The sequence below is a fragment of the Rhizobium sp. TRM96647 genome (assembly GCF_025780115.1).
In the GTDB taxonomy this organism is placed as follows: Bacteria; Pseudomonadota; Alphaproteobacteria; order Rhizobiales; family Rhizobiaceae; genus Mycoplana.
Map to the genome: position 1 here is coordinate 29,302 of NZ_JAOXHF010000003.1, position 25,871 is coordinate 55,172.

The 25,871-nt window shown below is 65.8% G+C and carries 25 protein-coding genes; 10 read left to right on the plus strand and 15 right to left on the minus strand.

Annotation, left to right across the window (positions count from 1 at the left end; all coding sequences use genetic code 11):
* The first annotated feature begins 2 nt into the window (after positions 1-2).
* The 3 genes from OCK02_RS06020 (at position 3) to OCK02_RS06030 (ending at position 1,879) form a co-directional block, all read left to right on the plus strand.
* Positions 3-791, plus strand: coding sequence for a heme ABC transporter ATP-binding protein (locus OCK02_RS06020; protein ID WP_263812252.1), 789 nt, complete (start codon positions 3-5; stop codon positions 789-791).
* A 101-nt stretch (positions 792-892) separates the two neighbouring features.
* Positions 893-1,282: a DUF883 family protein gene (locus OCK02_RS06025; RefSeq protein ID WP_263812253.1), complete on the plus strand. Its 390-nt coding sequence runs from the start codon at positions 893-895 to the stop codon at positions 1,280-1,282.
* A 162-nt stretch (positions 1,283-1,444) separates the two neighbouring features.
* A complete protein-coding gene (locus tag OCK02_RS06030; protein ID WP_263812254.1) occupies positions 1,445-1,879 on the plus strand; it encodes a hypothetical protein in 435 nt (144 codons plus the stop codon).
* A gap of 156 nt (positions 1,880-2,035) precedes the next feature.
* Here OCK02_RS06030 and OCK02_RS06035 read toward each other — a convergent pair whose 3' ends face one another.
* The 3 genes from OCK02_RS06035 to OCK02_RS06045 form a co-directional block, all read right to left on the minus strand.
* On the minus strand, positions 2,036-3,547 hold the full coding sequence (locus OCK02_RS06035; RefSeq protein WP_263812664.1) for a sensor histidine kinase: 1,512 nt from the start codon (positions 3,545-3,547) through the stop codon (positions 2,036-2,038).
* A 123-nt stretch (positions 3,548-3,670) separates the two neighbouring features.
* Entirely contained in the window at positions 3,671-4,231 is a 561-nt protein-coding gene (locus tag OCK02_RS06040; protein ID WP_230807067.1) for an RNA polymerase sigma factor, read from the minus strand.
* Positions 4,228-4,413 carry a NepR family anti-sigma factor gene (locus OCK02_RS06045; protein WP_263812255.1) on the minus strand — a complete coding sequence of 62 codons (186 nt, stop codon included), beginning with the start codon at positions 4,411-4,413 and terminating at the stop codon, positions 4,228-4,230. The genes OCK02_RS06040 and OCK02_RS06045 overlap by 4 nt, the downstream gene beginning before the upstream one ends.
* Before the next feature lie 188 nt (positions 4,414-4,601).
* Between OCK02_RS06045 and OCK02_RS06050 the strand changes: the two genes are divergently transcribed.
* Complete coding sequence (locus OCK02_RS06050) at positions 4,602-5,393, plus strand: response regulator (RefSeq protein ID WP_263812256.1); 792 nt, start codon at positions 4,602-4,604, stop codon at positions 5,391-5,393.
* Between the two features lie 282 nt (positions 5,394-5,675).
* Here OCK02_RS06050 and OCK02_RS06055 read toward each other — a convergent pair whose 3' ends face one another.
* From OCK02_RS06055 to OCK02_RS06090, 8 genes are all read right to left on the minus strand, one after another.
* Complete coding sequence (locus OCK02_RS06055) at positions 5,676-7,259, minus strand: FGGY-family carbohydrate kinase (RefSeq protein ID WP_263812257.1); 1,584 nt, start codon at positions 7,257-7,259, stop codon at positions 5,676-5,678.
* A gap of 4 nt (positions 7,260-7,263) precedes the next feature.
* The gene (locus OCK02_RS06060) at positions 7,264-7,950 is read right to left on the minus strand and encodes an HAD family hydrolase (protein WP_263812258.1); all 687 of its coding nucleotides are present in this window, start codon (positions 7,948-7,950) and stop codon (positions 7,264-7,266) included.
* A 57-nt stretch (positions 7,951-8,007) separates the two neighbouring features.
* A complete protein-coding gene (locus tag OCK02_RS06065) occupies positions 8,008-9,492 on the minus strand; it encodes a mannitol dehydrogenase family protein (RefSeq protein ID WP_263812259.1) in 1,485 nt (494 codons plus the stop codon).
* A 141-nt stretch (positions 9,493-9,633) separates the two neighbouring features.
* On the minus strand, positions 9,634-10,407 hold the full coding sequence (locus OCK02_RS06070) for an L-iditol 2-dehydrogenase (protein WP_263812260.1): 774 nt from the start codon (positions 10,405-10,407) through the stop codon (positions 9,634-9,636).
* Between the two features lie 11 nt (positions 10,408-10,418).
* A complete protein-coding gene (locus OCK02_RS06075) occupies positions 10,419-11,420 on the minus strand; it encodes an ABC transporter ATP-binding protein (RefSeq protein WP_230807060.1) in 1,002 nt (333 codons plus the stop codon).
* Positions 11,421-11,431: 11 nt separating this feature from the next.
* Positions 11,432-12,256: a carbohydrate ABC transporter permease gene (locus tag OCK02_RS06080; protein ID WP_263812261.1), complete on the minus strand. Its 825-nt coding sequence runs from the start codon at positions 12,254-12,256 to the stop codon at positions 11,432-11,434.
* A gap of 9 nt (positions 12,257-12,265) precedes the next feature.
* Entirely contained in the window at positions 12,266-13,138 is an 873-nt protein-coding gene (locus tag OCK02_RS06085) for a carbohydrate ABC transporter permease (protein ID WP_263812262.1), read from the minus strand.
* A 186-nt stretch (positions 13,139-13,324) separates the two neighbouring features.
* Complete coding sequence (locus OCK02_RS06090; protein WP_230807057.1) at positions 13,325-14,638, minus strand: ABC transporter substrate-binding protein; 1,314 nt, start codon at positions 14,636-14,638, stop codon at positions 13,325-13,327.
* Positions 14,639-14,937: 299 nt separating this feature from the next.
* On the opposite strand from OCK02_RS06090, the gene OCK02_RS06095 reads away from it, so the two are divergent.
* A complete protein-coding gene (locus OCK02_RS06095) occupies positions 14,938-15,171 on the plus strand; it encodes a hypothetical protein (RefSeq protein ID WP_263812263.1) in 234 nt (77 codons plus the stop codon).
* Positions 15,172-15,201: 30 nt separating this feature from the next.
* Here the strand turns inward: OCK02_RS06095 and OCK02_RS06100 are convergent, their stop codons facing one another.
* Both OCK02_RS06100 and OCK02_RS06105 read right to left on the minus strand, forming a co-directional pair.
* On the minus strand, positions 15,202-15,633 hold the full coding sequence (locus tag OCK02_RS06100; RefSeq protein WP_263812264.1) for an OsmC family protein: 432 nt from the start codon (positions 15,631-15,633) through the stop codon (positions 15,202-15,204).
* Between the two features lie 128 nt (positions 15,634-15,761).
* On the minus strand, positions 15,762-16,715 hold the full coding sequence (locus OCK02_RS06105) for a sugar-binding transcriptional regulator (protein WP_230807054.1): 954 nt from the start codon (positions 16,713-16,715) through the stop codon (positions 15,762-15,764).
* 256 nt (positions 16,716-16,971) lie between these two features.
* Here OCK02_RS06105 and OCK02_RS06110 point away from each other — a divergent pair, with 256 nt between their 5' ends.
* The 3 genes from OCK02_RS06110 (at position 16,972) to OCK02_RS06120 (ending at position 21,357) form a co-directional block, all read left to right on the plus strand.
* Entirely contained in the window at positions 16,972-18,333 is a 1,362-nt protein-coding gene (locus tag OCK02_RS06110) for an NAD(P)-dependent oxidoreductase (RefSeq protein ID WP_263812265.1), read from the plus strand.
* Between the two features lie 14 nt (positions 18,334-18,347).
* A complete protein-coding gene (gene preA / locus OCK02_RS06115; protein WP_263812266.1) occupies positions 18,348-19,661 on the plus strand; it encodes an NAD-dependent dihydropyrimidine dehydrogenase subunit PreA in 1,314 nt (437 codons plus the stop codon).
* A 325-nt stretch (positions 19,662-19,986) separates the two neighbouring features.
* The gene (locus OCK02_RS06120; RefSeq protein ID WP_263812267.1) at positions 19,987-21,357 is read left to right on the plus strand and encodes a GGDEF domain-containing protein; all 1,371 of its coding nucleotides are present in this window, start codon (positions 19,987-19,989) and stop codon (positions 21,355-21,357) included.
* 33 nt (positions 21,358-21,390) lie between these two features.
* On the opposite strand, the gene OCK02_RS06125 is transcribed toward OCK02_RS06120, so the two are convergent.
* Positions 21,391-22,041, minus strand: a complete 651-nt coding sequence (locus OCK02_RS06125) for a TetR family transcriptional regulator C-terminal domain-containing protein (RefSeq protein WP_230807050.1) — start codon at positions 22,039-22,041, stop codon at positions 21,391-21,393.
* 275 nt (positions 22,042-22,316) lie between these two features.
* Here OCK02_RS06125 and OCK02_RS06130 point away from each other — a divergent pair, with 275 nt between their 5' ends.
* Both OCK02_RS06130 and hydA read left to right on the plus strand, forming a co-directional pair.
* The gene (locus tag OCK02_RS06130) at positions 22,317-23,567 is read left to right on the plus strand and encodes a Zn-dependent hydrolase (RefSeq protein ID WP_263812268.1); all 1,251 of its coding nucleotides are present in this window, start codon (positions 22,317-22,319) and stop codon (positions 23,565-23,567) included.
* An 80-nt stretch (positions 23,568-23,647) separates the two neighbouring features.
* A complete protein-coding gene (gene hydA / locus OCK02_RS06135; RefSeq protein WP_263812269.1) occupies positions 23,648-25,102 on the plus strand; it encodes a dihydropyrimidinase in 1,455 nt (484 codons plus the stop codon).
* Between the two features lie 314 nt (positions 25,103-25,416).
* On the opposite strand, the gene OCK02_RS06140 is transcribed toward hydA, so the two are convergent.
* The gene (locus OCK02_RS06140) at positions 25,417-25,827 is read right to left on the minus strand and encodes a cupin domain-containing protein (protein WP_263812270.1); all 411 of its coding nucleotides are present in this window, start codon (positions 25,825-25,827) and stop codon (positions 25,417-25,419) included.
* Positions 25,828-25,871: the final 44 nt, after the last annotated feature.

Sequence of the window (25,871 nt, forward strand, 5' to 3'; positions counted from 1 at the left end):
ACATGATCTGCGCCAAGAACCTCTCCGTCCGGCTTTCCGGAAAGCTGATCGTCGATACGTTGTCGCTCATGGCAAAGGCCGGCCAGGTGACGGCGATCGTCGGCCCGAACGGCAGCGGCAAGACCACGACGATGAAGGCCATCTCCGGCGAGATCGCCAGCACCGGCGACCTGACCATCAACGGCGACGACGTCCGCGCGCTCGAGCCTTGGCAACTCGCCACGCGGCGGGCCGTACTGCCGCAGGCGACCACGATCGCCTTCCCCTTCACCGTTCGCGAGATCGTGCGCATGGGGTTGTCGACCGGGCTGAACAACGACGCGGCCCATGCGCAGGCGATTGCCGCCAAGGCGCTGGCCGCCGTCGATCTTGAGGGCTTCGAGGGCCGCTTCTACCAGGAGCTCTCCGGCGGAGAGCAGCAGCGCGTCCAGCTTGCCCGCGTGCTGACGCAGATCTGGGACCCGGTCCTCGACGGCATGCCCTGCTTCCTGATGCTCGACGAGCCCGTCTCCAGCCTCGACATCCGCCACCAGCTGACCATCATGCAGCTCGCCAGGGACTACTGCACGCGCGGCGGCGGGGTGATCGCCGTGATGCACGACCTCAACCTGACGGCGATGTATGCCGATCACATGGTCATGATGAAGCGGGGAAAGGTCGCCGCCGCGGGAGCACCGGCGGAGGTGCTTACCGACGCGGCGATGGAAGAGGTCTTCGGCTGCCGCATGCGCGTCAGTGGCTTGCCTGCCGCGGGAACTCCGTTCATTCTGCCGCAGACGGCTGTTCTGTAGGACCCTCTCTCACCGCGTTGGAGCGGAACCTTTCCAGCCCGTCGACGTTGTTGTGCCGGCACAACTTTAGTTTTGCGTTCGAACAGGCAAAGGAGGGTGTAATGGCATCCGGAATGTTCTCCCGCGGCAAGGACCGCACGGTTTCCGAGGCAGCAGAAACGGTCGAGGACCAGATCGCCGAGCTGCGCGACCAGATTTCCACGCTGGCCAAGCTCGTCGCCCAAGACGTGGCCGACGGGGCGGAAGACGCCCGCGACCGCTTCTCGATGTTCCGCAGGAAGGCCCGCGAGAACGCAAGGCACGCCCGCGCGGAGGCGACCGACGGCCTCGACGAACTGATCGCCAACGGCGAGGACATCCTGGCCGAGCTGACGGCGCGCTACAGGGACACCGGCCGCGAGGTGCGCCGCACCGTCAAGGAACATCCCTTCGCCACCCTCGGCGCCGCCGCCGTCGCCGGCTTCGTCATCGCCGCCATCCTGCGGCGCTGACACTCGCCTTTGGGGACCTTGCCTGACGCACGCATGCGGCCATCGCCGCCGTCCTGAGACGCAAGCCGCGGCCCTGATCGCGGCGGCTCGCACAGGACAGCTGCCGCATGCACCGGCGGGCCGGGCAAGGCGCGACGAAACCACATCCAGGAGCGGGAATTCATGTTGTCGATCGTAACCGCCCTCGCCCAGAACATGGTCTTCCGGGTCGAGGACAGGATAGAGGAAACCCTGCAGCGCTCGAAGCGCAATGCCATCTTCGCCGGCATTGCCGGCCTGCTCCTGCTGACCGCCTATGTGCTGGCAGTCGCGGCCATTTCGGTCAGCCTCGCCGAGCGCTACGGCACGGTTCCCGCTTTGCTCGGGCTCGCCGGCGGGGTGGCCACCCTGGCGCTCGTCCTGATCGCGGTGCTCCTCTATCTGAACAATCGCGACGCCAGGCTTCGCCGCAGGCGGCGCGAGCAGATGCGCGCGCGCACGCAGCTTGCAGCGATCGCGGCCGGCGGTGCGGTCCGCAATCCGCTTGCGACCGCAGCCCTCGGCGTCGCGCTGGCGCTGTTCCTGCGCCCGGGGCGCCGCAGGCGCGACGACGACTGATCCTCCCGGAAATACTTGAAACACCCGGACAGACCGGCCGGCCCGCCATCGTGGGCTGGTCGGTCTGTCCGTTGAAGCCTTTGAAACGTGAAGCCATTGAAGCGTCGTGCGCCGCATCCAACCCGGTTCCTCGGGCACGCGGATCGGCGACGCCTCTCACACCTGGTCGAGCGGAAGCCTGATGATCGCGGTCAAGCCGCTCGGCAGGAATTCGAGGTGCACGTCGCTGCCGAGCACCTTGTCGAGGCTGCGCTCGATCAGGATGAGCCCGAAGCCCTTGGCCTTGGGTGGCTCGACATGCGGCCCGCCCATTTCGTGCCACGTCATGTGCAGCACCGACTGGCCGTCTTCCTGCATGACGCGGGCGGTGATCACCAGCCTGCCGCCCGGGACGGACAACGCGCCGTATTTGCGCGCATTGGTGGCGAGTTCGTGCAGGACGAGCCCAAGTCCGATCGACTGGTCTGGACCGAGCCGGACCTCGTCCTTGTGGATCTCGACCTGCCTCTGGAAATCATCGACGAAGGGGCGGATCTGCGCCTGCAACAGGGCGGTCAGCGAGATCATGCCCCATTCATGGTCGCTGAGAAGCCCGTGCGCCTCGGAGATCGACTGCAGCCGCCCGGCGAAGGCCGCCATGAAGGCCTCCGGATCCTTGGTCTGCCGCAGCGTCTGCCGCGCCAGCGACTGCAGCATGGCGAGCGTGTTCTTGACCCGGTGGTTGAGCTCGCGCAGCAACAGCCGCATCCGCTCCGAGGCGAGCTGGCCCTCGGTGACGTCCAGCGTGATGCCGAGGAACATGGAAGGCTTTCCGTCCGCGTCCCATTCATGCACGCGCCCGCGGCCCAGGAGCCAGCGTCCGGTCGAGCCTGCCCGGAACATGCCGTCATATTCACCGCCGGTTTCCAGCGCGTTGCGGAGCTTGCCGATGGCGGCGCCCCTGTCGGCGGCGTGGATCGCCGAGAAGATCTGGCGCGCCGTCAGGTTCTCGCCGCGCTTGAGGTCCAGCATGCGCAGAAGCGGCGCATTGCCGATCACCGTCCCGGCCTTGATGTCCCATAGCCAGCTCCCGACATTGGCGGCGTTGAGCGCTGCGGCATGCCGCTGCTCCTCGCGCGCGATCGCCGCATTGGCCAGCGCCCTGCGCCGCGCCTCCTCCTTGAGGAGCAGCAGCGAGCCCGCAAGCTTGGCAAGCTGCTGCAGATGCAGCAGCGCGTCGTCGCTGGCGCCGGCACGGGCCTCGACGTCCAGCACGCAGACGCTGCCGATCGGCTGGCCGGCATGGAGGATCGGGGCCCCGGCATAAAAGCGCACATGCGGCGCGCCGGTGACGCTCGGCAAGTCGGAGAACCTGCTGTCGGCCCGCGCGTCGGGGACGACGATGGGGGCGCCCCTCTCCGCAAGAAGGCGGGCGCAGAAGGTATCGGCCGCGCTGGAACTGACCTCGCCCAGCCCCTTGCGGGCGAGGTACCATTGGGTCGTGTCGCCGATCAGGGTGACGAGCGCGATCGGTGCGGAAAAGAGGCCCGCCGCAAGATCGGCGATATCCGTGAAGTCCGCATCCGGACCGGCATAGGCAGGCAACGTCGCCCGCACCGCCTCCAGCCGCGCCGGGGAGGTCAGGGCAGTGGCGACGGCCACCGGCACGGACGACGGCCGGCGGTTCATCGCGAACCTGCCGGCCACGCGGACGGTGCCCTTGCGTGCCTTTGCGTCATGCTGAGAACCTGCATGATTGTTCTCCGAAACCTGCCCCTCGCCTGCCGGCCCAGGACAGGCGCGGTCGTCCCCTTATGTCATGAAGGCTCGCGACGTCAGCGGTGCCGACACCGCATCCGGACCGAACTCGCCCTCGTTCGTGATCTGCAGGATCTCCTGCAGTTTCTGCCTTGCACGGTTGACGCGGCTCTTGATCGTCCCAAGGGCACAACCGCTGATTTCGGCGGCCTCTTCATAGGAGAAACCGGACGCACCCACAAGGATAATCGCCTCCCTTTGTTCATCCGGGAGTTGTTCCAGCGCGCGCTGGAAATCCTGCATGTCGAGCTTGCCATACTGCGCGGGATGCTGGGCGAGATTGGCCGTCAGCAGGCCGTCGCTGTCCTGCACTTCGCGGCCGCGCTTGCGCAGCTTGCTGTAGAGCTCGTTGCGAAGGATCGTGAACAGCCACGCCTTCATGTTGGTGCCCATCTCGAACTGGTCCTGCTTGGCCCAGGCCTTCATGATGGTGTCCTGCACCAGATCGTCGGCCTCGTGATGGCGACCGACGAGCGAAATGGCGAAGGCTCTCAGGCTGGGAAGGATCGAGAGCAGTTCGCGCTTGAAAGTGTTTGCCGGTTCCTGTGCGCTCACCGATCTTTGCTCCCCAGCTGCATGTCTCCGTCCTGCTCGGCCGTACTCTTCCCCCGCTGCTCCGCAAGGTCGAGCTTTTCGAGGAGTTCGAGGAATTTCTCCGGGATCGGCTCTTCCTGGACGGAGAGATAGAACGAGCGAAGCCTGTGGGCGATCTGCCCGTCAACCCCCTCTGTCGTCATTGGATATTCTTGTCTTTGCTGTTGTTTCACATCTCTGACTTTCGACTGCTTCCATCGTCCCCCTCAAGGGAATTCGACACAGGAATGCGCCCGTCCGAAAAAGGTTCCGAGGCGCGGAACCAAAATTCATCATGTTAGTTTTCCGGTTGACCGACAATGCAGCCGTCCGCATCACAGGGGAGCTTACGATGCCGATTTCCGACCGCCTAACGCCTCATCTGCCCTACCTGCGCCGCTACGCCCGCGCGCTTACGGGCACGCAGGCCTCGGGTGACGCCTATGTCGCCGCCACGCTCGAAGCGATCCTGATGGATCCCGCCGCATTCGCCGAGGGCGACGACGACCGCGTGCGCCTTTTCCGGCTGCTGTCGCGGATGGTCGCGTCGCTGCCCATTTCCGTCAGCGACACCGTCTCGCTGCGCCCCGGCGCCCCGTCGCCGGTCGATCTCGGCGCGGTTCCGCCCCGCGTCCGCCAGGCCCTCCTGCTGGTGACGATGGAGAATTTCCCGACCGCGCATGTGGCCGAGATCCTCGAGACCGACGAGGCCGAGGTCCGCACCCTGCTCGACACGGCCTTCCGCGAGATTGCCGCGCAAACCGAGGTCGGCATCATGATCATCGAGGACGAGCCGCTGATCGCCATGGACCTGGCCGACATGGTCAGCGACATGGGCCATCGCGTGACCGGCATCGCACGCACGCAGGCCGAAGCCGAGAAACTGTGGCTCGAGACCAGGCCGGGCCTCATTCTCGCCGACGTCAAGCTTGCCGACGGCAGCTCCGGCATCGACGCCGTCACGGCCATCCTCTCCCGCACCGAACTGCCCGTCATCTTCATCACCGCCTATCCGGAAAAGCTCTTGACCGGCGAACGCCCCGAACCGGCCTACCTGGTCAGCAAGCCCTTCCATCCGGACACCGTCAAGGTCCTCATCAACCAGGCGCTGATGACCAACCCCGTTCACGCCGTCGCCGCCTGAACGTTTCACCGGATCCAGTTGCAGCACCACCTGAGGACGAGGCCTGCGCCTCGTCCTTTTTTCGTCTCCGCTGTCACCATGGGATCCGCCGGCGGCAAAAATAAAGCAGCCAGCGCGGGGGGCGCTGGCTGCCTGAATTCCCGCTGGCCGGAGGGGACACGGCGAGCGGCTGTGTTCACCGGCTTCGAGGGCCTCGCACTGGGGGAATGCGCTGGCCGGTGACAGTGTAGAAACACCGACACAGAAAAAAGGTTCCGCCGCGTTCAAACTTTTTTCGGCACCTCAGAGGATTTTTTCCAGCTCGTCACGGTGGCGGTAGAGCGCCAGGAAACGGCGATATTCACGATCGTAGAGCGCGCGCCTGCCCGGATCGGAAGGGAGCTCCTCCCCGCCCGGATGCATGGCCTTGCCGGCTGTGGCGATATCCGGATAGAGACCGCCTGCGACCGATGCCGCCATCGCCGTTCCGAGCAGCACCGAATCGCTCGCCTTCGGCACCACGACCCGGTAGCCGGTCACGTCACGGTAGAGTTCCATCAGCAGCGGATTGTGGAGGTGGCCGCCGGTCACGTGCAGAGTCTCCAGCGCGTAACCGCATTCGCCGAGCGTGTCGATGACGCGACGGATGCCGAGCACGACCGCGACGCAGGTCTTCCAGTAGAGCCGGCACAGGCTGTCGAAGGTCGCATCCAGCGACAGGCCGCTGATGACGCCGAGCCCGTGCGGATCGGCGAGCGGCGAGCGGTTGCCGTGGAAGTCCGGCAGGACGTGCAGCCGTGCGGCGAAGTCGTCGCCCTCCATGGCCCGCAGTTCGTAGATGCGCCTGACGATCCTCTGGTGGGTGGTCGGCACCGGATCGCCGCCGGCGCTGTGGAGCCTGACGATATGGTCGAGCAACCCGCCGGTCACCGACTGGCCGCCCTCCACCAGCCAGTGCCCCGGCAGGACGGCCTCGTAGTAGGGACCCCACATGCCGAAACCGAATTTCTTCTCGCGCGAAAAGGCGACGATGCAGCTGGAGGTGCCGCCGATCAGCGCCAGCTGGCGCTCGAGTGCACGCGGTTCGCCGGCAAACTGGCCGAGCACCCCGAGCGCGCCCGCATAGGCGTCGATCATGCCGGCACCGACGATGCATTCCGTGTCGAGCCCGAGTTCGGTCGCGGCCCGTTCGCTCAAGCGTCCGATCGGAGCTCCGACCGGGATCGTCTCGTCCAGAAGCGCCCCGCGCCTGCGCAGGTCCGACAGCCCGATCCGGTCCAGGAAGTCCTCCCGCCAGCCCTCCCGCTCATGCGCCAGGTAGTTCCATTTCGAGGTGATGGTGCAGCGCGAGCGCCCGGTCGAGCCGGTCGCCTTCCAGGTCATGAAGTCGGCGAGGTCGAAGAAATAGCCGGCCCGGGCCCACTGTTCCGGCTGGTGGCGCTTCAGCCACATCAGTTTCGGCATCTGCATTTCCGGCGACATGACTTTGCCGGAATGGTCGAGCACCGGATGCTGCGTTTCCGTGCAGAAATCGGCCTCTTTTAGCGCGCGGTGATCGAGCCAGACGATCGTGTCCCAGCGCGGGTCCTTGCCGCCCGAGACCGCGAGCTGGCCGCCCTCACCGTCACGCACGACGAGCGAGCAGGTCGCGTCGAAACCGAGGGCCGCCACCCGTCCGGCAGCAGCACCCGCCGCCGCGCAGGCCGCCCGCACCGCCCCGCAGACCGCGCTCCAGATATCTTCCGAATCGTGCTCGGCGACGTTTTCCCGCGGCCGGTTCATCGCGATCGGCCGCTCGGCGCGCGCAAGCAGGCTGCCCGCCCGATCGAAGACGCCGGCACGGGCGCTTCCGGTCCCGATGTCGACCGCAACGATCAGATCGCGCATGAAATCATGTTCCCGTCGGCTGTGCGTTGCCGACAAACTGGAGCAATTCCCGCATGTCGTCAAACAGCACGTCGGGCTTCAGGATGGAGAGGGCTGCACGATGCCGGCCGGTTCGCGCATGCGATCCTCCGGCAAACGCGCAGACCCGCATGCCGGCGGCCTGCGCCGCCATTACCCCGGCGGGGCTGTCCTCGATCACGACGCAGGCATCCGGCGAGACGCCCATGACCTCGCTTGCATGCAGGAACAGGTCCGGCGCCGGCTTTCCGTTGCGCACCATGCTGGCGGAAAAGATGTTCGGCTCGAAGCAGTCGATCAGCCCCGTCACCGACAGAGACAGGCGGATGCGCTCCGGCTGACTGGAGGAGGCGACGCAGCACGAGACCGGCAGCGCCTCGACCACCTGGCGGATGTTCTCGATCGGCTGCAATTCCTCGCGGAAGCGGGCATAGAGCGTCTTGCGCATGCCTTCGAGAAAGTGGTCGTCGATCGCCAGGCCATATTCGTCGTGCAGGATCTCCGACATGGTCTTGAGGCTCTTGCCGAGGAAGCGTTCCGCCGCCTCGTCGGCACCCATGCTGACGCCGGCCACGTCGAGTGCCTCGACGAGAACGGCGAGCGAGATCGGTTCGCTGTCGACGAGAACGCCGTCGCAATCGAAGATCACCAGTTCGATCGGACCTGCCGCCATCGCCTCACATACCCAGTTCCGGCCGCGGATGCGGCGTGCCGTTGCGCTTGCGCGGCCTCAGTCCGCGAGCTTGTCGTCGAGATAGAGCCGCAGCGTCTGGCGCGTCCCCTTCTCCCACAGGCTCGAAAGCGCCCTGGCGAATCGCCGCCGGAACAGTTCCGAGGCCGCAACCTCGCCGAAGATGTCGGACAGCGCAAGGAAGGCGGCCGGGTCGTCCTTGGCCTTCAACGCCGCCGCCTGCAGCCGCTCGGCATTCGCGTCGTTGAAGACGATCGCCTTGCCGCTGTCCGACGTGCCGGCGAAATAGCGGCACCATAGCGCCGAGACCAGCGACAGGCCGACGACGTCCTCGCCGCGCTGCAGCCGGTCGGCGGTCGAGGGAAGGATGAATTTCGGCTGGCGGTTGGAGCCGTCCTGCGCGAGCCGCGGAATGGTGTCGCCGATCTTCGGGTTGGAGAAGCGCTTCTCTATCAGCTTGAAGTAATCGCCGAGATCGGTATCCGGCACCGGCGGGATCACCGGGATGATCTCCTCCTTCTCGAGCTTGGCGAGGAAGGCGCGGATATCGTCGTCCTCCATCGCCTCGTGGACGAAGTGGATGTCGAGCAGGGCCGCCGGATAGGCGATCGCCGCATGGCCGCCGTTGAGGATGCGGATCTTCATGTGCTCGTAGGGCGCGACGTCGGGCACGAACTGCACGCCCACCGTCTCCAGCGCCGGCCGTCCCTGCGGGAACTTGTCCTCCAGCACCCACTGCTTGAATTCCTCGCAGAATACCGGCCACTGGTCGTCGATGCCGTATTCGTCGGCGACGATCCCGATCTCGCGCGGCCCGGTCGCCGGCGTGATCCGGTCCACCATTCCATTCGGAAAGGCCACGTTGGCGTCGATCCAGTCTGCGAAGTCCAGATCGGAGAGCCGCGCGAGGCCGGAAACGGCGGCGTGGGTGACCTCGCCGTTGCCGGGAATGTTGTCGCAGGACATGATGGTGAAGGGAGCAATGCCCTTGTCCCGGCGCGCCTTCAGCCCAGCGAGGATGAGGCCGAACACGGTCTTGGGATCGTCCGGCTTCTCGCCGTCGGCGGCGATCGCCGGATGGGCGGGGTTGAAGACCCCCGAGGCCGGATCGATGAAATAGCCGCCTTCGGTGATCGTCAGCGAGACGATGCGGATGGCGGGATCGGTGAGCTGGGCGACGACGGCTGCGACGTCGCCGGGTTTGAGGTAGTCGATCATCGCCCCGGTCACATGCGCGCCGGTGCGGTTGTTGTCCTGTTCGACCACCGTCGTCAGGAAGTCCTGGCCTTCGAGCTTGGCCCGCATCGCCTCGTCGGAGGGAAGCACGCCGGCGCCGATGATGGCCCAGTCATGATCGCGGCCGGCATTGAACAGGTCATCGAGATAGACCGCCTGGTGCGCACGGTGGAAGTTGCCGACACCGAAGTGGACGATGCCCGCCTTCAGGGCCGAGCGCGGATAGGAGGGCACGCCCGCGGTGTTCTTCACCGTTTCGAGATTGTCCAGCGAGAGTTTGGTGGTCATGGTCGTTTCCTTCCGGTCACGCGCGGGCCCGGCCCGCATCCGGGGCGCTGGGCGCAAGCCTGTCTCCGCCGGTGCCCGCCATCCGCGGTCGCCGGCTCTCATCAATCACGTTGGCCACCGCGGCAATGCGGCACGGCCTTGTCAGCTCATCCAGTTGCCGCCGTCCACATTGTAGGTCTGCGCGACGACGTAGTCGCTCTCGGGCGAAGCGAGGAAGGTCGCCATGCCGGTCAGGTCCGCCGCCGTCCCCATCCGGCCGAACGGCACGGCCTCGCCGACCAGCTTCTTCTTCTCGCCGCGCGGCCGGTTCTCATACTTGGCGAAGAGCGCGTCGACGCCGTCCCAGTGCTCGCCGTCGACGACGCCGGGGGCGATCGCATTGACGTTGATGCCGTGCGAGATCAGGTTCAGCCCGGCCGACTGGGTCAGGCTGATGACGGCCGCCTTGGTGGCGCAGTAGACGGCGACGAGCGCCTCGCCGCGTCGGCCAGCCTGGCTCGCCATGTTGATGATCTTACCACCGCGCCCCTGCGCGATCATCTGCTTGGCGACCGCCTGCATGGTGAACAGCGTGCCGGCGACGTTGATCGAGAACAGCCGGTCGTAGCTCTCGCGGCTGATCTCGACGATCGGCGCCAGGTCGAACAGCGCCGCGTTGTTGACCAGGATGTCGATGCCGCCGGCCTCGCTCACGCAGGCGCCGACAGCATCGTCGATCGACTGCTGGCTGGTGACGTCCATCTGCACGGCATAGGCAGCGGCGCCGATCTCGCTTGCGGTCTGCCGTGCCCGCTCGATATTGATGTCGGCGATCGCCACCCGCGCGCCCTCGCGCACATAGGCCTCGGCGAAGGCGCGGCCGATCCCGCGTGCCGAACCGGTGATCAGCGCGCTCTTTCCTTCCAGTCTCTTCATCGAAGTTCCCGTCATCGGATCGCCATTCCCTTGTCGTCGAAGCGGTGGATCCGGCCTTCCTGCGGGGTGAGATAGACCTGATCGCCATGCCGGACGGGCAGGTCGCCGCCGACACGCGCGGTCAGCGTGCCGATGCCGTCGGCGGTCACATGCAGGAAGGTATCGGAGCCGAGGTGTTCGGCGACGCCCACCGTGCCGCGCCAGGCGCCGGCGGAGGTCGAAAGGTCGATATGCTCCGGCCGGACGCCGATCGTATGCGCACCGTGGCCCTTGGCGATCTCGCCCTTGATCAGGTTCATCCGCGGCGAACCGATGAAGCCCGCGACGAAGAGATTGCGCGGCGAGCGGTAGAGGTCGAGCGGCGAGCCGACCTGCTCGATGTTGCCGCGGTTGAGCACGACGATCTTGTCGGCCATGGTCATCGCCTCGACCTGGTCGTGGGTGACGTAGATCATCGTCGTCTTCAGCGTGTTGTGCAGTTCGCTGATCTCAAGCCGCATCGTGCCACGAAGCGCCGCGTCGAGGTTGGAGAGCGGCTCGTCGAACAGGAAGGCCGAAGGTTCGCGCACGATCGCCCGGCCGATGGCGACGCGCTGGCGCTGGCCGCCGGACAACTGCGACGGCCGGCGCTCGAGATAGTCGGTCAGGTTCAGCACCCTTGCCGCATCCTCGACCTTCCGGTCGATCGCCGCCTTGTCGAGCTTGGCCATCTTCAGCGGGAAGGCGATGTTGTTCCGGACGCTCATGTGCGGATAGAGCGCATAGGACTGGAACACCATGGCGAGCCCGCGCTCGGCCGGCGCGTTGCCGGTCACGTCCTTGCCGTCGATCAGGATCTGGCCACCCGACACGTCCTCCAGCCCCGCGATCAGGCGGAGCAGCGTGGACTTGCCGCAGCCCGACGGGCCGACGAAGACGACGAACTCGCCGTCGTTGATCTCCAGGTCGATGGAGGGGATGACCTTGGCTTCGCCGAAGGTCTTCGACACTTTGCTGAGGGTAATGCTGCCCATGGATCGTGCCCTTACTTAACCGCGCCGAAGGTGAGGCCGCGAACGAGTTGCTTCTGGCTGAACCAGCCGAGGATGAGGATCGGCGCGATCGCCATGGTGGAGGCCGCCGAAAGCTTCGCCCAGAACAGTCCCTGCGGCGAGGAGAAGGAGGCGATGAAGGCCGTCAGCGGCGCCGCGCTGGTGGTCGTCAGCTGGATCGTCCAGAACGCCTCGTTCCAGGCGAGGATGATGTTGAGCAGCAGCGTCGAGGCAATGCCCGGCACCGCCATCGGCGTCAGCACGTAGACGATTTCCTTCCACAGCGAGGCGCCGTCCATCCGGGCCGCCTCGAGGATCTCGCCGGGGATTTCGCGGAAATAGGTGTAGAGCATCCACACGACGATCGGCAGGTTGATCAGCGTCAGCATCACGGTCAGGCCGATACGGGTATCGAGCAGGCCGAAATTGCGGAACAGGATGAAGATCGGGATCAGCACCGCCACCGCCGGCATCATCTTGGTCGACAGCATCCACATGAGGATGTCCTTCGTCCGCTTGGTCGGCGAGAACGCCATCGACCAGGCCGCAGGGATGGCGAACAACAATGCCAGGATGGTCGAGCCGATCGACAGCACCACCGAGTTCATGAACGGCTTGAAATAGTCACGCTGCGTCTGCACCGTGACGTAGTTCTCGAAGGTGCCGGACGGGATCAGGCTGAAGCCGGCGATCGCCTCCGGCTCCGTCTTCAGGCTGGTGATGAAGGCATAGAGGATCGGGAAGAAGATCAGCAGCGCCACGAGCCAGGCGGCGATGGTCCAGCCGATCTTGCTTCCTCTGGAAACGGTACGGGCCATGATCTTCTCCTATCGGTCCAGGTTTCTGCCGACGGCGCGCATCAGGAAGATGGCGACGAAATTGGCGAGAACGACCGCGATGATGCCGCCGGCCGCGCCCCCGCCGACGTCATAGCCGAGACGCGCGGTGCGGTAGATCAGGAAGGTGAGGTTGGTCGACGCGTAGCCCGGTCCGCCATTGGTGGTGACCAGGATCTCCGCATAGATGCCGAGCAGGAAGATCGTCTGGATCAGGATGACGACGGTGATCGCGCGCGAAAGATGCGGCAGCGTCAGGTAGATGAAGCGGTTGAACGCATTCGCCCCGTCCATCTCGGCCGCTTCCTTCTGCTCGCTGTCCAGCGACTGCAGCGCGGTCAGCAGGATCAGCGTGGCGAACGGCAGCCATTGCCAGGCGACGATGATGATGATCGAAAACAGCGGGAACTGCGCAAACCAGTCGATCGGCTGGAAGCCGAAGAAGCGCGCCAGATCCGCCAGCACCCCGTAGCCCGGGTGCATGATCATGTTCTTCCAGATGAGCGCCGCCACCGGCGGCATGACGAAGAAAGGCGAGATGACGAGGATGCGCACGATCCCTTGGCCGAAGATCGGCTGGTCGATCAGGAGCGCGATCGCGATCCCGCCGACCACGGTGATCAGCAGCACGCCGAGCACGAGCACGAGCGTGTTCCAGATCGACTGGAAGAAGGCCGGATCGGTATAGAAATAGATGTAGTTGAAGAAGCCTGCGAAGCTGACGTTCTGCGGCGTCAAAAGGTTGTAGTTCTGGAAAGAGTACCACAGCGTCATCGCCAGCGGCACGACCATCCACACCAGGAGAACGATGACGGCAGGCGCCATCATCAGGCGCGCCAACGTCTTGGTGTTCTGCGTTGCCATCTCGAACGACCCTCCCTGGAGCCAGCATGGCCGGCGCACCGCTTCGAGGCGGGGACGACTGCGTGGCAGTTCGCGTTTCTTGTTGTCGGACGCCCGTCGGGCAACGGCAGGCCGGATGGGCCGCTTCGCCCGTCGGGCGGGCCGCCCGGTCACAAGACCGGACAGCCCGTGCTCTCGGGAGGAACCCTACTTGATGTAGCCGGCACGCGTCATGTCGCGCGTTGCGGTGGCTTGTGCTGCCGTGAGCGCGTCGTCGACCGAGGACTGGCCGGCGATGACAGCCGAGAACAGCTGGCCAACCGTGGTGCCGAGAGCCTGGAATTCCGGGATCGCGACGAACTGGCCACCCGTATAGGGCACCGGCTTGATGGTCGGCTTGGTGATGTCGGCGGCATCCATCGCAGCAAGGGTGGGTACTGCGAAGGCGGCAGCCTTCTTGTATTCCTCGTTGTTGTAGAGCGAGGTGCGCGTGCCCGGAGGAACGTTGGCCCAGCCTTCCTTGGAAGCGACGAGGTCGGTGTATTCCTTGCTGGTCGCCCAGGCGATGAACTTCTGTGCGGCCTCGGCCTTCTGCGAGCTTGCCGGGATGGCGAGGTTCCACGACCACAGCCAGTTGCCGTGGTTGGCGACGCCTTCCTTGCTCGGGAAGAGTGCAAAGCCGACCTTGTCGGCGACTGTCGAGTCCTTCGGGTTGGAGACGAAGGAGGCAGCCACCGTGGCGTCGATCCACATGCCGCACTTGCCCTGCTGGAACAGCGTCAGGTTCTCGTTGAAGCCGTTGGAAGAGGCACCGGACGGACCGGCATCCTTCATCAGGTCGGCGTAGAACTGCAGCGATTCCTTCCATTCCGGCTGGTCGAACTGCGGTGCCCAGTTCTCGTCGAACCAGCGGCCGCCGAACGAGTTGGTCAGCGCCGAGACGAAGGCCATGTTCTCGCCCCAGCCGGCCTTGCCGCGCAGGCAGATGCCGGAGATGTCGGCGTTGCGGTCGGTGATCTTGCGCGCGGCTTCGCCGATGAATTCCCAGGTCGGGCTGTCCGGCATCGTAAGGCCGGCCTTCTCGAACAGGTCCTTGCGGTACATGATCATCGCCGATTCACCGTAGAACGGCGCGGCATAGAGCTTGCCATCGACCGAAAGGCCGCCGCGGATCGCCGGCAGCAGATCGTCGATGTCATAGGCTTCACCGAGACCATCGAGCGGCAGCAGCCACTGCTGCTTGGCCCAGATCGGAACCTCGTAGTTGCCGATCGTGACGATGTCATACTGGCCGCCGCTGGCGGCGATATCGGTGGTGACGCGTTCACGCAGGACGTTCTCTTCCAGCGTGACCCACTCGACCTGGATGTCGGGGTTGGCCTTGGTGAACTCCGACGTCAGCCCCTGCATGCGGATCATGTCGCCGTTGTTGACGGTGGCGATCGTCAGGGTCTCCGCATTCGCAAATCCGCACAGGGCTACAGCCGAGCAGGCGCCCAGCAGAAATGTCTTCAAATTCATGACTTCCTCCCAGAAGGGTTATGAGCATTTGCTTCGCTCGTGGGCAATTACTCAACTTATTGCCCAAAATGTCAACGGCCATTTTACGCTGCCCCGCCGAAAGTCGTGGTCATGCGATTGATATATAGCGCTGTTTCCAGTCGAAAAGACCGCTGGGGAAATATGCACGCCGCCCAGGAATAAGGCACCCGGCCCGCCGGAATGCAGCCGAACGGATTGATCCACGCGTGACGGCTGGTGTACCCCGACGGCAAGCCGCGGCAACGATCGCGGCCATCGGCGACGGAGCGCGATCGGCCATGGGCAAGGACACACCAGATCGGGACACACCGGAGATGCGCGCCCTGATCAAGGCGGTCGCCGAGAGCCCGCGGCGCGACAACAGCGCCTACCACAAGGCGATCGCCGAGGCCCGGCAGGCCTTCGAGGCCGCAGAGGCCGCGCTGGGCGGCCCCGTCAGGCTCAAGACGAAGACCAGGATGAAGGGCGACGGCGAATACGTCGTCAAATGGACCTTCAAGCGGGCGAAGTGACGGCGTCTGCCAGACGCCCTACCCGCAAGCCTATCCGAGCGAGACGGCGAGGCTGATCGGAACCGCCGCCAGCGCCTTCGAGACCGGGCAACCGGCCTTCGCCTTGTTGGCGAGTTCGGTAAAGGTCGCTTCGTCGGCGCCCGGCACCACCCCGCGCAGCTTCAGGTCGATCGCGGTGATGGCGAAGCCGTCTGCGACCTTCTCCAGCGTGACGTCGGCCCGGGTATCGAGGCTGTCGGCGGTCAGCCCGGCCTCGCCGAGGATCAGCGACAGCGCCATGGTGAAGCAGGCGGCATGCGCCGCACCGATCAGTTCCTCCGGATTGCTGCCGGGAACGCCCTCGAACCGCGCGGCAAAGCCGTAGGGATAGTCCTTCAACGCGCCGCTCTGCGTGGAAATCTGGCCTCTTCCGTCCTTGAGCCCGCCGCTCCAGTGGGCCGATCCGTTCTTCTGGATTTTCATCTGGTTCTCCCTTGCCGGCAGCGTCCGCGCCGGTCCGTCGTGGTTGCGCCTCGATGGGTTTGCGCCCTATCAACTATGGCGACGGAGGGTGAGGACAAGGCGGCGGTCGGGCATTTTCCTCCCGCAGCTTACGCCTGCAGCAGATATTTCGCCGTCGCCTCGTCGGTGATGAGCCCGTTGATCATCCGCCCCTTCAGCGCCGAGAGGATCGCCAGATGCTTGCGGCTGCCCTTGGCGAGCCCGATGACCGCGGCATTGTCGCGGGAGGGAAGCGGAACGGAAGCGACGCGCTCGTTGATGCTGCCGGACAAAAGCTTCCCCTCACGGTCGAACATCCAGCCGCAGATCTCGCCCGCAGCGCCCTCCGCCATCAGTTGCGCCATTTCCTCCCGGTCGAGGAAGCCGTCGACGCACAGCGGCGCGTCCGGGCCGAGCTCGCCGACGCCGACGAAGGCGACGTCGGCCTCCTGCGCCAGTTTCAGGGTGGACTGCACCAGGCTCTGCTCGTGCAGGAGATCGCGCTCCTTGGCCGAGGAGACGAGCACCGGCAGCGGCATCGGAAAATGCCGCGCCTTGACCGCGTCCGCCATGCTGAAGATGACGTTGTAGTAGGCGGCCGAACCGTCCGGGCCGATATTGCCCGTCAGCGACATGATGCGGTGCTGCGGGCATTCCATCGCCGGCAACTGGTCGATCGCCGCCTTGAGCGTGCGCCCCGTGCCCACCGCAAGCACGATCGGCTCCGCCCGCTTGAGCCAGCGTTCGATCTCCGCCGCCCCGGCTTCGGCAATGCCGACCGTGGTGGAGGTCGAGGTTGGATCGGTCGGCACCACGTCCACGTGGACGAGAGCGAATCGCTCCTTGAGACGCTGCGCCAGTTCGAGGCATTCGGCGATCGGATGATCGAGCCGGACCTTGATCAGCCGCTCGGCGACTGCGAGCGAGACGAGCCGCTGGGCCGACTGGCGCGAAATGCCCATGGCCGAGGCGATCTCGTCCTGGGTGCGACCGGCGACATAGTAGAGCCACCCGGCCCGCGCCGCGTCGTCCAGCCTGCCCCCCGTTTCGGATCGCCTTGCCATCGCTTTCAGACCTCTAACCTGCTCTCGGGATTTGCTGCCATCATTTCCCCCGTCCTGTCAAACCCGTCCTGCGGGCGGCCGGAGGAAACGGAAAACCACCCGTTTCGGCAGGCAAAAACACAACCGTGACGCTCAAGTTTTAAACCCTTCCAGACCCTGGAAATCCGGCATTTCCGACCGAACTTTTACCGTTTGATAAAAAAATAAACCGTGTTACCGTTTCTCCAGTCAAAAGCCCACACAATGGGAGACAATAATGGGAACGAGTATCTCCGGAATCCGGGAGGGCAGGCTTTCGCCGGCCGACTACGAGAAGAATTTCACCGACCTGCATCCGCCGCTGGACCGGCACCAGGCTCTTGTCGCTTCTGACCGCTGCTACTTCTGCTACGACGCGCCCTGCATGACGGCCTGTCCGACCGCGATCGACATCCCGATGTTCATCCGCCAGATCTCGACCGGCAATGCCGTCGGCGCGGCCAAGACGATCTTCGACCAGAACATCCTCGGCGGCATGTGTGCGCGCGTCTGTCCCACCGAAACGCTGTGCGAGCAGGCCTGCGTACGCAACACCGCCGAAGACCGCCCGGTCGAAATCGGCCTGCTGCAGCGCCACGCGACCGACACCGCGATGGAGCGCGGCATCCAGTTCTACACGCGGCCGGAGCGGACCCACCGCCGTATCGCCGTGGTCGGCGCCGGCCCCGCCGGCCTTGCCTGCGCCCACCGCCTCGCCATGAGCGGCCACGACGTCATCGTCTTCGACGCGCGGGTCAAGCCGGGCGGCCTCAACGAATACGGCATCGCCACCTACAAGACGACGGACGACTTCGCCCAGCGCGAGGTGGATTACCTGCTGTCGATCGGCGGCATCGAGATCCGCAACGGCCAGAAGCTCGGCCGCGACTTCACGCTCGGCGAACTGGCGGAGAACTTCGACGCGGTCTTCCTCGGCATCGGCCTTGCCGGCGTCAACGCGCTGCGGGTCGAAGGCGAGCAGCTTTCCGGCGTCGAGGACGCGGTCGATTTCATCGCCGCCCTGCGCCAGGTGGACAACAAGGCCGACATCGCGATCGGCCGGCGCGTCGTCGTCATCGGCGGCGGCATGACGGCGATCGACGCCGCCGTGCAGGCCAAGCTTCTCGGCGCCGAGGAGGTCACGATCTGCTATCGCCGCGGCAAGGAGGACATGAACGCCTCGGAATTCGAGCAGGAGCTCGCGACCTCCAAGGGCGTGATGATCCGCCACTGGCTGCAGCCGAAGCGCGTCATCGGCAAGGACGGCCGCGTGGCCGGCATCGAGGTCGAATACACCGGAATGCAGGACGGCAAGCTGTCGGGAACCGGAGAGACCGGCATCCTCGCCGCCGACCAGATCTTCAAGGCGATCGGCCAGACCTTCGATCCGGCGAGCGTGCCCAACCTGCGGCTGGACGGCGGTCGCATCGCCGTCGACGCGGAAGGCAAGACCTCGATGGCCCGGGTCTGGGCCGGCGGCGACTGCATCAGGTCCGGCGAGGACCTGACGGTCACCTCGGTCGCGCAAGGCCGCGACGCCGCCGATTCCATCAACCGGGCGCTGGCCGCTGCGGCCGATCCCGCCGTTGCCGTCGCCTGAAGGGAGAAATAGACATGGCTGATCTCCGCAACTCCTTCGTCGGCATCAAGTCCCCGAACCCCTTCTGGCTGGCATCCGCGCCGCCGACGGACAAGGCCTACAACGTCGAGCGCGCCTTCAAGGCGGGCTGGGGCGGCGTAGTCTGGAAGACGCTCGGCGAGGAAGGCCCGCCCATCGTCAACGTCAACGGTCCGCGCTACGGCGCCATCTGGGGCGCAGACCGGCGGCTGCTCGGGCTGAACAATATCGAGCTGATCACCGACCGTCCGCTGCAGGTCAACCTGCAGGAGATGAAGCAGGTGAAGATGAACTGGCCGGACCGGGCGCTGGTCGCCTCGATCATGGTGCCTTGCGAGGAGAACGCCTGGAAATCCATCCTGCCGCTCGTCGAGGAGACGGGCGCCGACGGCATCGAGCTCAACTTCGGCTGTCCGCACGGCATGTCCGAGCGCGGCATGGGATCGGCGGTCGGCCAGGTGCCGGAATATATCGAGATGGTGGTGCGCTGGTGCAAGCAGTACACCCGCATGCCTGTCATCACCAAGCTGACGCCGAACATCACCGACATCCGCAAGCCGGCACGGGCCGCCAAGGCCGGCGGCACCGACGCGGTCTCGCTGATCAACACGATCAATTCGATCGTCTCCGTCGATCTCGACAGCTTCGCCCCCAACCCGACTGTCGGCGGCAAGGGCTCGCATGGCGGCTATTGCGGCCCCGCGGTCAAGCCGATCGCGCTCAACATGGTGGCCGAGATCGCCCGCGATCCGGAGACCTACGGGCTGCCCATATCCGGCATCGGCGGCATCACCACCTGGCGCGACGCGGCCGAGTTCCTGGCGCTCGGCGCCGGCAACGTGCAGGTCTGCACGGCGGCGATGACCTATGGCTTCAAGATCGTGCAGGAGATGATCACCGGCCTGTCCGACTGGATGGACGAGAAGGGCCACCGCTCGCTGGACGACATCATCGCCCGCGCCGTGCCGAACACGACGGACTGGCAGTACCTGAACCTGAACTACATCGCCAAGGCGCATATCGACCAGGACGTCTGCATCAAGTGCGGCCGCTGTCACATCGCCTGCGAGGACACCTCGCACCAGGCGATCACCGCGTTCGTCGACGGGGTGCGCCATTTCGAGGTTCTGGAAGAGGAATGCGTCGGCTGCAACCTCTGCGTCAACGTCTGCCCGGTCGAGAACTGCATCACCATGGATGCGCTGCCCGCCGGCGCCACGGACCGCCGCACCGGCAAGCCGGTCGACCCCGACTACGCCAACTGGACCACACATCCGAACAACCCGATGGCGCGCCAGGCCGCCGAATAACCGACGTGAGGCCGCCGGCGCTGCCGGTGGCCTCTTCGCAGACCCAAAGCCCCTGAATTGCGAGCGATGCTCGCATCTGTGACACACGCCCCTGCCCGCATCCCCGTATTTCTAGCCGCGACCAACAATTATGCTTGCCTGGACCACCGTCTCCATGCTTTCGAGGCGGCGCCCCGATCCCGAGCGCGCAACGGCGCGCGTTCGGCAACGGCTCGTTGCAGCGGGGCATCCGGGAAGGCCGTCTTCGGCGGTCAGGGCGAGCGAGGGGCGAAGATGGCCGATCAAGTCCGGCACGAAGCAGGTACGCTGCCGGGGGGCGCAGGCCATGCGCCTGCCGGCCGACATGCTCCTGGTCGCCTCGGTGATCTTCTGCGCAGCGCTCTTCGGCATCATGACCCGCCCGGTCGGGTTCCTGGCGGCCTTCTGGCCGGCCAACGCCGTCCTGCTCGGCCTGATGATCCGGGAACCCCGCTTGGCCTCCTTCGGCGGCTGGATCGCTGCCTTCGCCGGCTATGTCGCAGCCGACCTCGTGACCGGCGGCACGCTGCGCATGACCCTCTGGCTCACCGCGGCCAACCTGACCGAGGCCCTGACCGGATACGTCCTGTTCCGCGCGCTGGCCGAGGACCACCGGCGCATGCGCTGGCCGCAGTCGATCGTGGTCCTCTTTGCCGTCTGCTGCTGCGCCGCGGCCATGAGCGCCTTCGTCGGCGCCGGGGTCTCGACCGCCTATTTCGGCCGCGACTTCGCGACCAGCCTCGAACTCTGGTTCAGCACCGAACTGGCGAACACCGCGGTGATGCTGCCGGTGATGCTGGCGGCGCCGCGGCTTGCCGATATCCGCCTGCCGAGGCGGATCGATCTCTCCGCGCAGGGCCTGCGACGGGCGACCCCGGCCATCGCACTTGCGGCCTCCATCCTTCTGGGCAGCCTGATCGGCGGCCCCGGCTCCTTCGCCTTCCCCGTGCCCGCCCTTCTGTGGTGCGCGGTGAGCTATTCCCTGTTCGCCACCGCAAGCCTGACGCTCTGCTTCACCATCTGGGGCATGGTCATCATCACCGGCGCGTTCGCCGACCTGCCCGCCGACACCGACCTCGTGGCCTGGGGCAAGTCCATCCGGCTGGCGCTGGCCCTCATCGCCCTTGCGCCGCTCGCGGTCGCCAGCATCAACGCGAACCGGAACCAGTTGCTGAAGCGGCTGAAGGACATGGTCGAGCACGACGAGATGACCGGCGCGCTGACCCGCGCCACCTTCCTGGAGCGCAGCGAACGCCATCTCTCGTCGGACGGCACCGCCGCCGTGCTGATGCTCGATATCGACCGCTTCAAATCGGTCAACGATCGCCATGGCCACGCCGCCGGCGACGTCGCCCTCGTCGCCTTCGCAGCCGCCGTGCGTGCGGCCCTTCGGCCGGGCGACCTGTTCGGGCGCCTCGGCGGCGAGGAATTTGCGGTCTTTCTTCCGCAGGCAACGCAGGCCGAGGCGCAGGCCCTGGCCGGACGCATTCGCCGCGCCGTGGAAGAACGCCCGGTCGATATCGGCGACGGATCCCGCCTGACGATCACGGTCAGCATCGGCCTTGCGCTCCAGGCCACCATCGCCCGCCCCTCGCTGGATGCCCTGCTGGCAACGGCCGACGCGGCCCTCTACCAGGCTAAGGCCGGCGGCCGGAACCGCGTCGAGACGGCCGCCTGACACAACGCCCTCAAGGGGTCGTCCAAGGGGCCTTCACGGGGCCGCGTCGCGCACTTCCAGGCCATTGATAAAAAGCTGCTCCAGGAAGCGCGCCGCGTCCTCGAAGCGCCCGTCGCCCGCCTTTTCCTGTCCGAGCACCGCCCGCACCTGCACGTCGAAATCCGCATAATGCTGCGTCGTCGACCAGATGGAGAAGATCAGGTGGTAGGGGTCGCACCTGGCGATCTTGCCCGCCTTCGCCCAGGCGCGGATCACCGCCGCCTTTTCGTCCACCAGCGATTTCAGCGGCCCTTTCAGTTCGTCCTCGATATTGGTCGCCCCCTGCAGCATTTCGTTGGCGAACAGACGGCTTTCGCGCGGGAAGTCGCGCGCCATCTCCAGCTTGCGGCGAATGTAGCTGCGGATCTCGGAAACCGGATTTCCCGCCGCATCGAATTCGCGCAGGGGATCCAGCCACGTATCGAGCACCCGCGTGATCAGCGCCCGGTGCATCGCCTCCTTGGTGCGGAAATAGTACAGGAGGTTCGGTTTCGACATGCCGGCCACCTCGGCGATCTGGTCGACCGTGGCGCCGCGGAAACCGTGCAGCGAAAACACCTCGAGCGCCGCTTCGAGAATCCGCTCCTCCTTCTCCTCCTGGATGCGCGTGCGCCGTTGGGTCCTGGCTGCCCTCGGTAGAACCATCTGCTTCCTAGCCTTCGCACGGACGGGAAAGTGCCGTCAAAATCACCAGTTTAACTCTCTGCCATTCCTGTGGGCGAGGCCCGTGGCTTTTCGCTTTTTCGACTTGAGTGCCGCACCGGAAGCTGTAATGTTTACCAACCGGTCAAATTATCAGCCAGTTGCAGAACAAAGGCAACTGCTGTTCGGTAGGCGCAGAAAAACGACAAACGCGCCCGGTGACCGGCGGGAACAGATAACGGCTTTCACGAGGAGCCGAAAAAGAGGGAGCTAGCGAAATGGCCGCACCCGGCGAGAACATGCGCGTCAATGCCGACCGCCTGTGGGACAGCCTCATGGACATGGCCAGGATCGGCCCGGGCGTTGCCGGCGGCAACAACCGCCAGACGCTGACCGATGCCGACGCCGAAGGCCGCAGCCTGTTCAGGCGCTGGTGCGAGGCGGCCGGCATGAGCGTCTCCGTCGACAGGATGGGCACGATGTTCGCCACCCGCCCCGGCACCGAACCCGAGCTCCTTCCCGTCTACATCGGTTCGCACCTCGACACCCAGCCGACCGGCGGCAAGTATGACGGCGTGCTCGGCGTCCTCTCCGGGCTCGAAGTCATCCGCTCGATGAACGACCTCGGCATCAGGACGAAGCACCCGGTTGTCGTCACCAACTGGACCAACGAGGAAGGCGCGCGCTTTGCGCCTGCCATGCTCGCCTCCGGCGTCTTCGCCGGCGCCATCGATCTCGACTACGCCTATTCCCGCAAGGACCCGGACGGCAAGGCCTTCGGCGACGAACTCAAGCGCATCGGCTGGGTCGGCGACGAGGAGGTCGGCGCGCGCAAGATGCACGCCTATTTCGAATATCATATCGAGCAGGGGCCGATCCTCGAGGCGGAGGAGAAGCAGATCGGCGTCGTTACGCACTGCCAGGGCCTGTGGTGGCTCGAATTCACGCTGACCGGCCGCGAGGCGCACACCGGCTCGACGCCGATGAACATGCGCGTCAACGCCGGGCTTGCCATGTCGCGCATCATCGAGATGGTGCAGGCGGTGGCGATCGAGAACCAGCCGGGCTGCGTCGGCGGCGTCGGCCAGGTGAAGTTCTCCCCCAATTCCCGCAACGTTCTGCCCGGAACGGTGATCTTCACCGTCGACATCCGTTCGCCGGACCAGAAGAAACTCGACGGCATGCGGGCCAGGATCGAGGCGGAAGCGGCGACGATCTGCGAGGCGCTCGGCGTCGGCTGTTCCGTCGAGGCGGTCGGCCACTTCGACCCCGTCACCTTCGACCCGACCCTTGTCTCCGCTGTGCGCAAGGCGGCCGAGGACCTGGGCTACAGCCACATGAACATCATCTCCGGCGCCGGCCACGACGCCTGTTGGGCCGCCAAGGTCGCGCCCGCCACCATGATCATGTGCCCCTGCGTCGGCGGCCTTTCGCACAACGAGGCCGAGGAGATCTCCAAGGACTGGGCCAGCGCCGGCGCGGACGTGCTGTTCCACGCGGTGATAGAGACGGCCAAAATCGTCGAATGAATTGGTGGGCGGCGCGAAAGCATCGCCCTTTTTCGTGGTGGCACAAGGCCGCCGGTTCATGGTTGCGAAGGTAGAGAGATATGAGCACAGTCATCAAGGGCGGCACCGTCGTCACCGCCGACCTCACCTACAAGGCGGACGTCAGGATCGAGGGCGGCAGGATCGTCGAGATCGGCCCGAACCTTGCCGGCGACACGGTGCTGGACGCGGCCGGCTGCTATGTCATGCCGGGCGGCATCGACCCGCACACCCATCTCGAGATGCCCTTCATGGGCACCTATTCCTCCGACGACTTCGAGAGCGGCACGCGCGCGGCCCTTTCCGGCGGCACCACCATGGTGGTCGATTTCGCCCTGCCCTCGCCCGGACAGTCGCTGCTGGAAGCGCTGACGATGTGGGAGAACAAGTCGACGCGGGCCAATTGCGACTATTCCTTCCACATGGCCATCACCTGGTGGAGCGAACAGGTCTTCGACGAGATGAAGACGGTGGTGCAGGACAAGGGCATCAACACCTTCAAGCACTTCATGGCCTACAAGGGTGCGCTGATGGTGGACGACGACGAGATGTTCGCCTCGTTCCAGCGTTGCGCCGAGCTCGGCGCCCTGCCGCTGGTCCATGCCGAGAACGGCGACGTCGTCGCCTCGCTGTCGGCGAAGCTTTTGGCCGAAGGCAACAACGGCCCCGAGGCCCACGCCTATTCGCGCCCCGCCGAAGTCGAGGGCGAGGCGACGAACCGGGCGATCATGATCGCCGACATGGCCGGCTGCCCGGTCTACATCGTCCACACCTCCTGCGAGCAGGCACACGAGGCGATCCGCCGCGCCCGCCAGAAGGGCATGCGCGTCTACGGCGAACCGCTGATCCAGCATCTGACGCTGGACGAGAGCGAGTATTTCGACAAGGACTGGGACCATGCCGCGCGCCGCGTCATGTCGCCACCCTTCCGCAACAAGCAGCATCAGGACTCACTCTGGGCGGGGCTGGCCTCCGGTTCGCTGCAGGTGGTCGCCACCGACCACTGCGCCTTCACCACCAAGCAGAAGCGCTTCGGCGTCGGAGACTTCACCAAGATCCCGAACGGAACCGGGGGGCTGGAGGACCGCATGCCGATGCTGTGGACCCACGGCGTCAACACCGGCCGCCTGACGATGAACGAATTCGTCGCCGTCACCTCGACCAACATCGCCAAGATCCTCAACGTCTATCCGAGGAAGGGCGCGATCCTCGTCGGCGCCGATGCCGACATCGTCGTCTGGGACCCGAAGCGGAAAAAGACGATCTCTGCCGGGGCCCAGCAATCGGCGATCGACTACAACGTCTTCGAGGGCAAGGAGGTGACCGGCCTGCCGCGCTTCACGCTCACCCGCGGCGTCGTCGCGATCGAGGAGAACACGATCCGCACGCAGGAAGGCCACGGCCAGTTCGTCAGGCGCGAGCCGGTGACGGCCGTCAGCAAGGCGCTGTCCACCTGGAAGGAGATTACCGCCCCGCGCAAGGTCGAGCGGTCAGGCATTCCGGCAAGCGGGGTGTAATGGCGATGCCGCATTCGGCAGCCACCCCCCTCTGTCCTGCCGGACATCTCCCCCTCAAGGGGGGAGACCGGGCAGGAGGCGCCGCAGGCGGACACAGGCACCTCGATGCGGATGCCTGCGACCTGAATTCACGTCTTCAAGTGCAATCCGCTGGACATGCTCCCCGCCGCCTGTCGACCCAAAAGACGCACCGATCCCCGACCGAACCTTGGCATCGGCACCGCGTGGCACCGATCTCCCCCCTTGAGGGGGAGATGTCGCGAAGCGAAAGAGGGGGGTGCGTCGCCGCGCCCGCTGTCAGCCGGCATCCCCCCTCACGCCACCAGCCCGTCCAGTTCCGGCAGGAGCACAACGCTCTCCTGCTCGTGCGGATCGGTCCTCGCGATCACCGCCGAGCAGGGCGCGTCGGAGAGGTTGGCCGGCAAATGCGGCACGCCGGCGGGGATGTAGAACATCTCGCCGGCCCTGACGACGACATGCTCCTGCAGCCGATCGCCGTACCAGGTATGCGCCTCGCCGCTAAGCACGTAGATCGCCGTCTCGTGGCTCTCGTGCAGATGGGCTTTCGCCCGCGCGCCCGGCGGTATCGTCAGAAGGTGCATGCAGAGGCCGGTCGAGCCCACTGTCTCGCGGGCAATACCCTCGAAATAGGAGAGACCCTGCTTGCCGTCATAGGCGCTGCCCGGCCGGATGACGCGGCAGGTGGCCTTTTCATCCCCATTCATTGCCCTTCCTCCAACATTTCCGTGTGAGCAATCCCGTGTCCGAT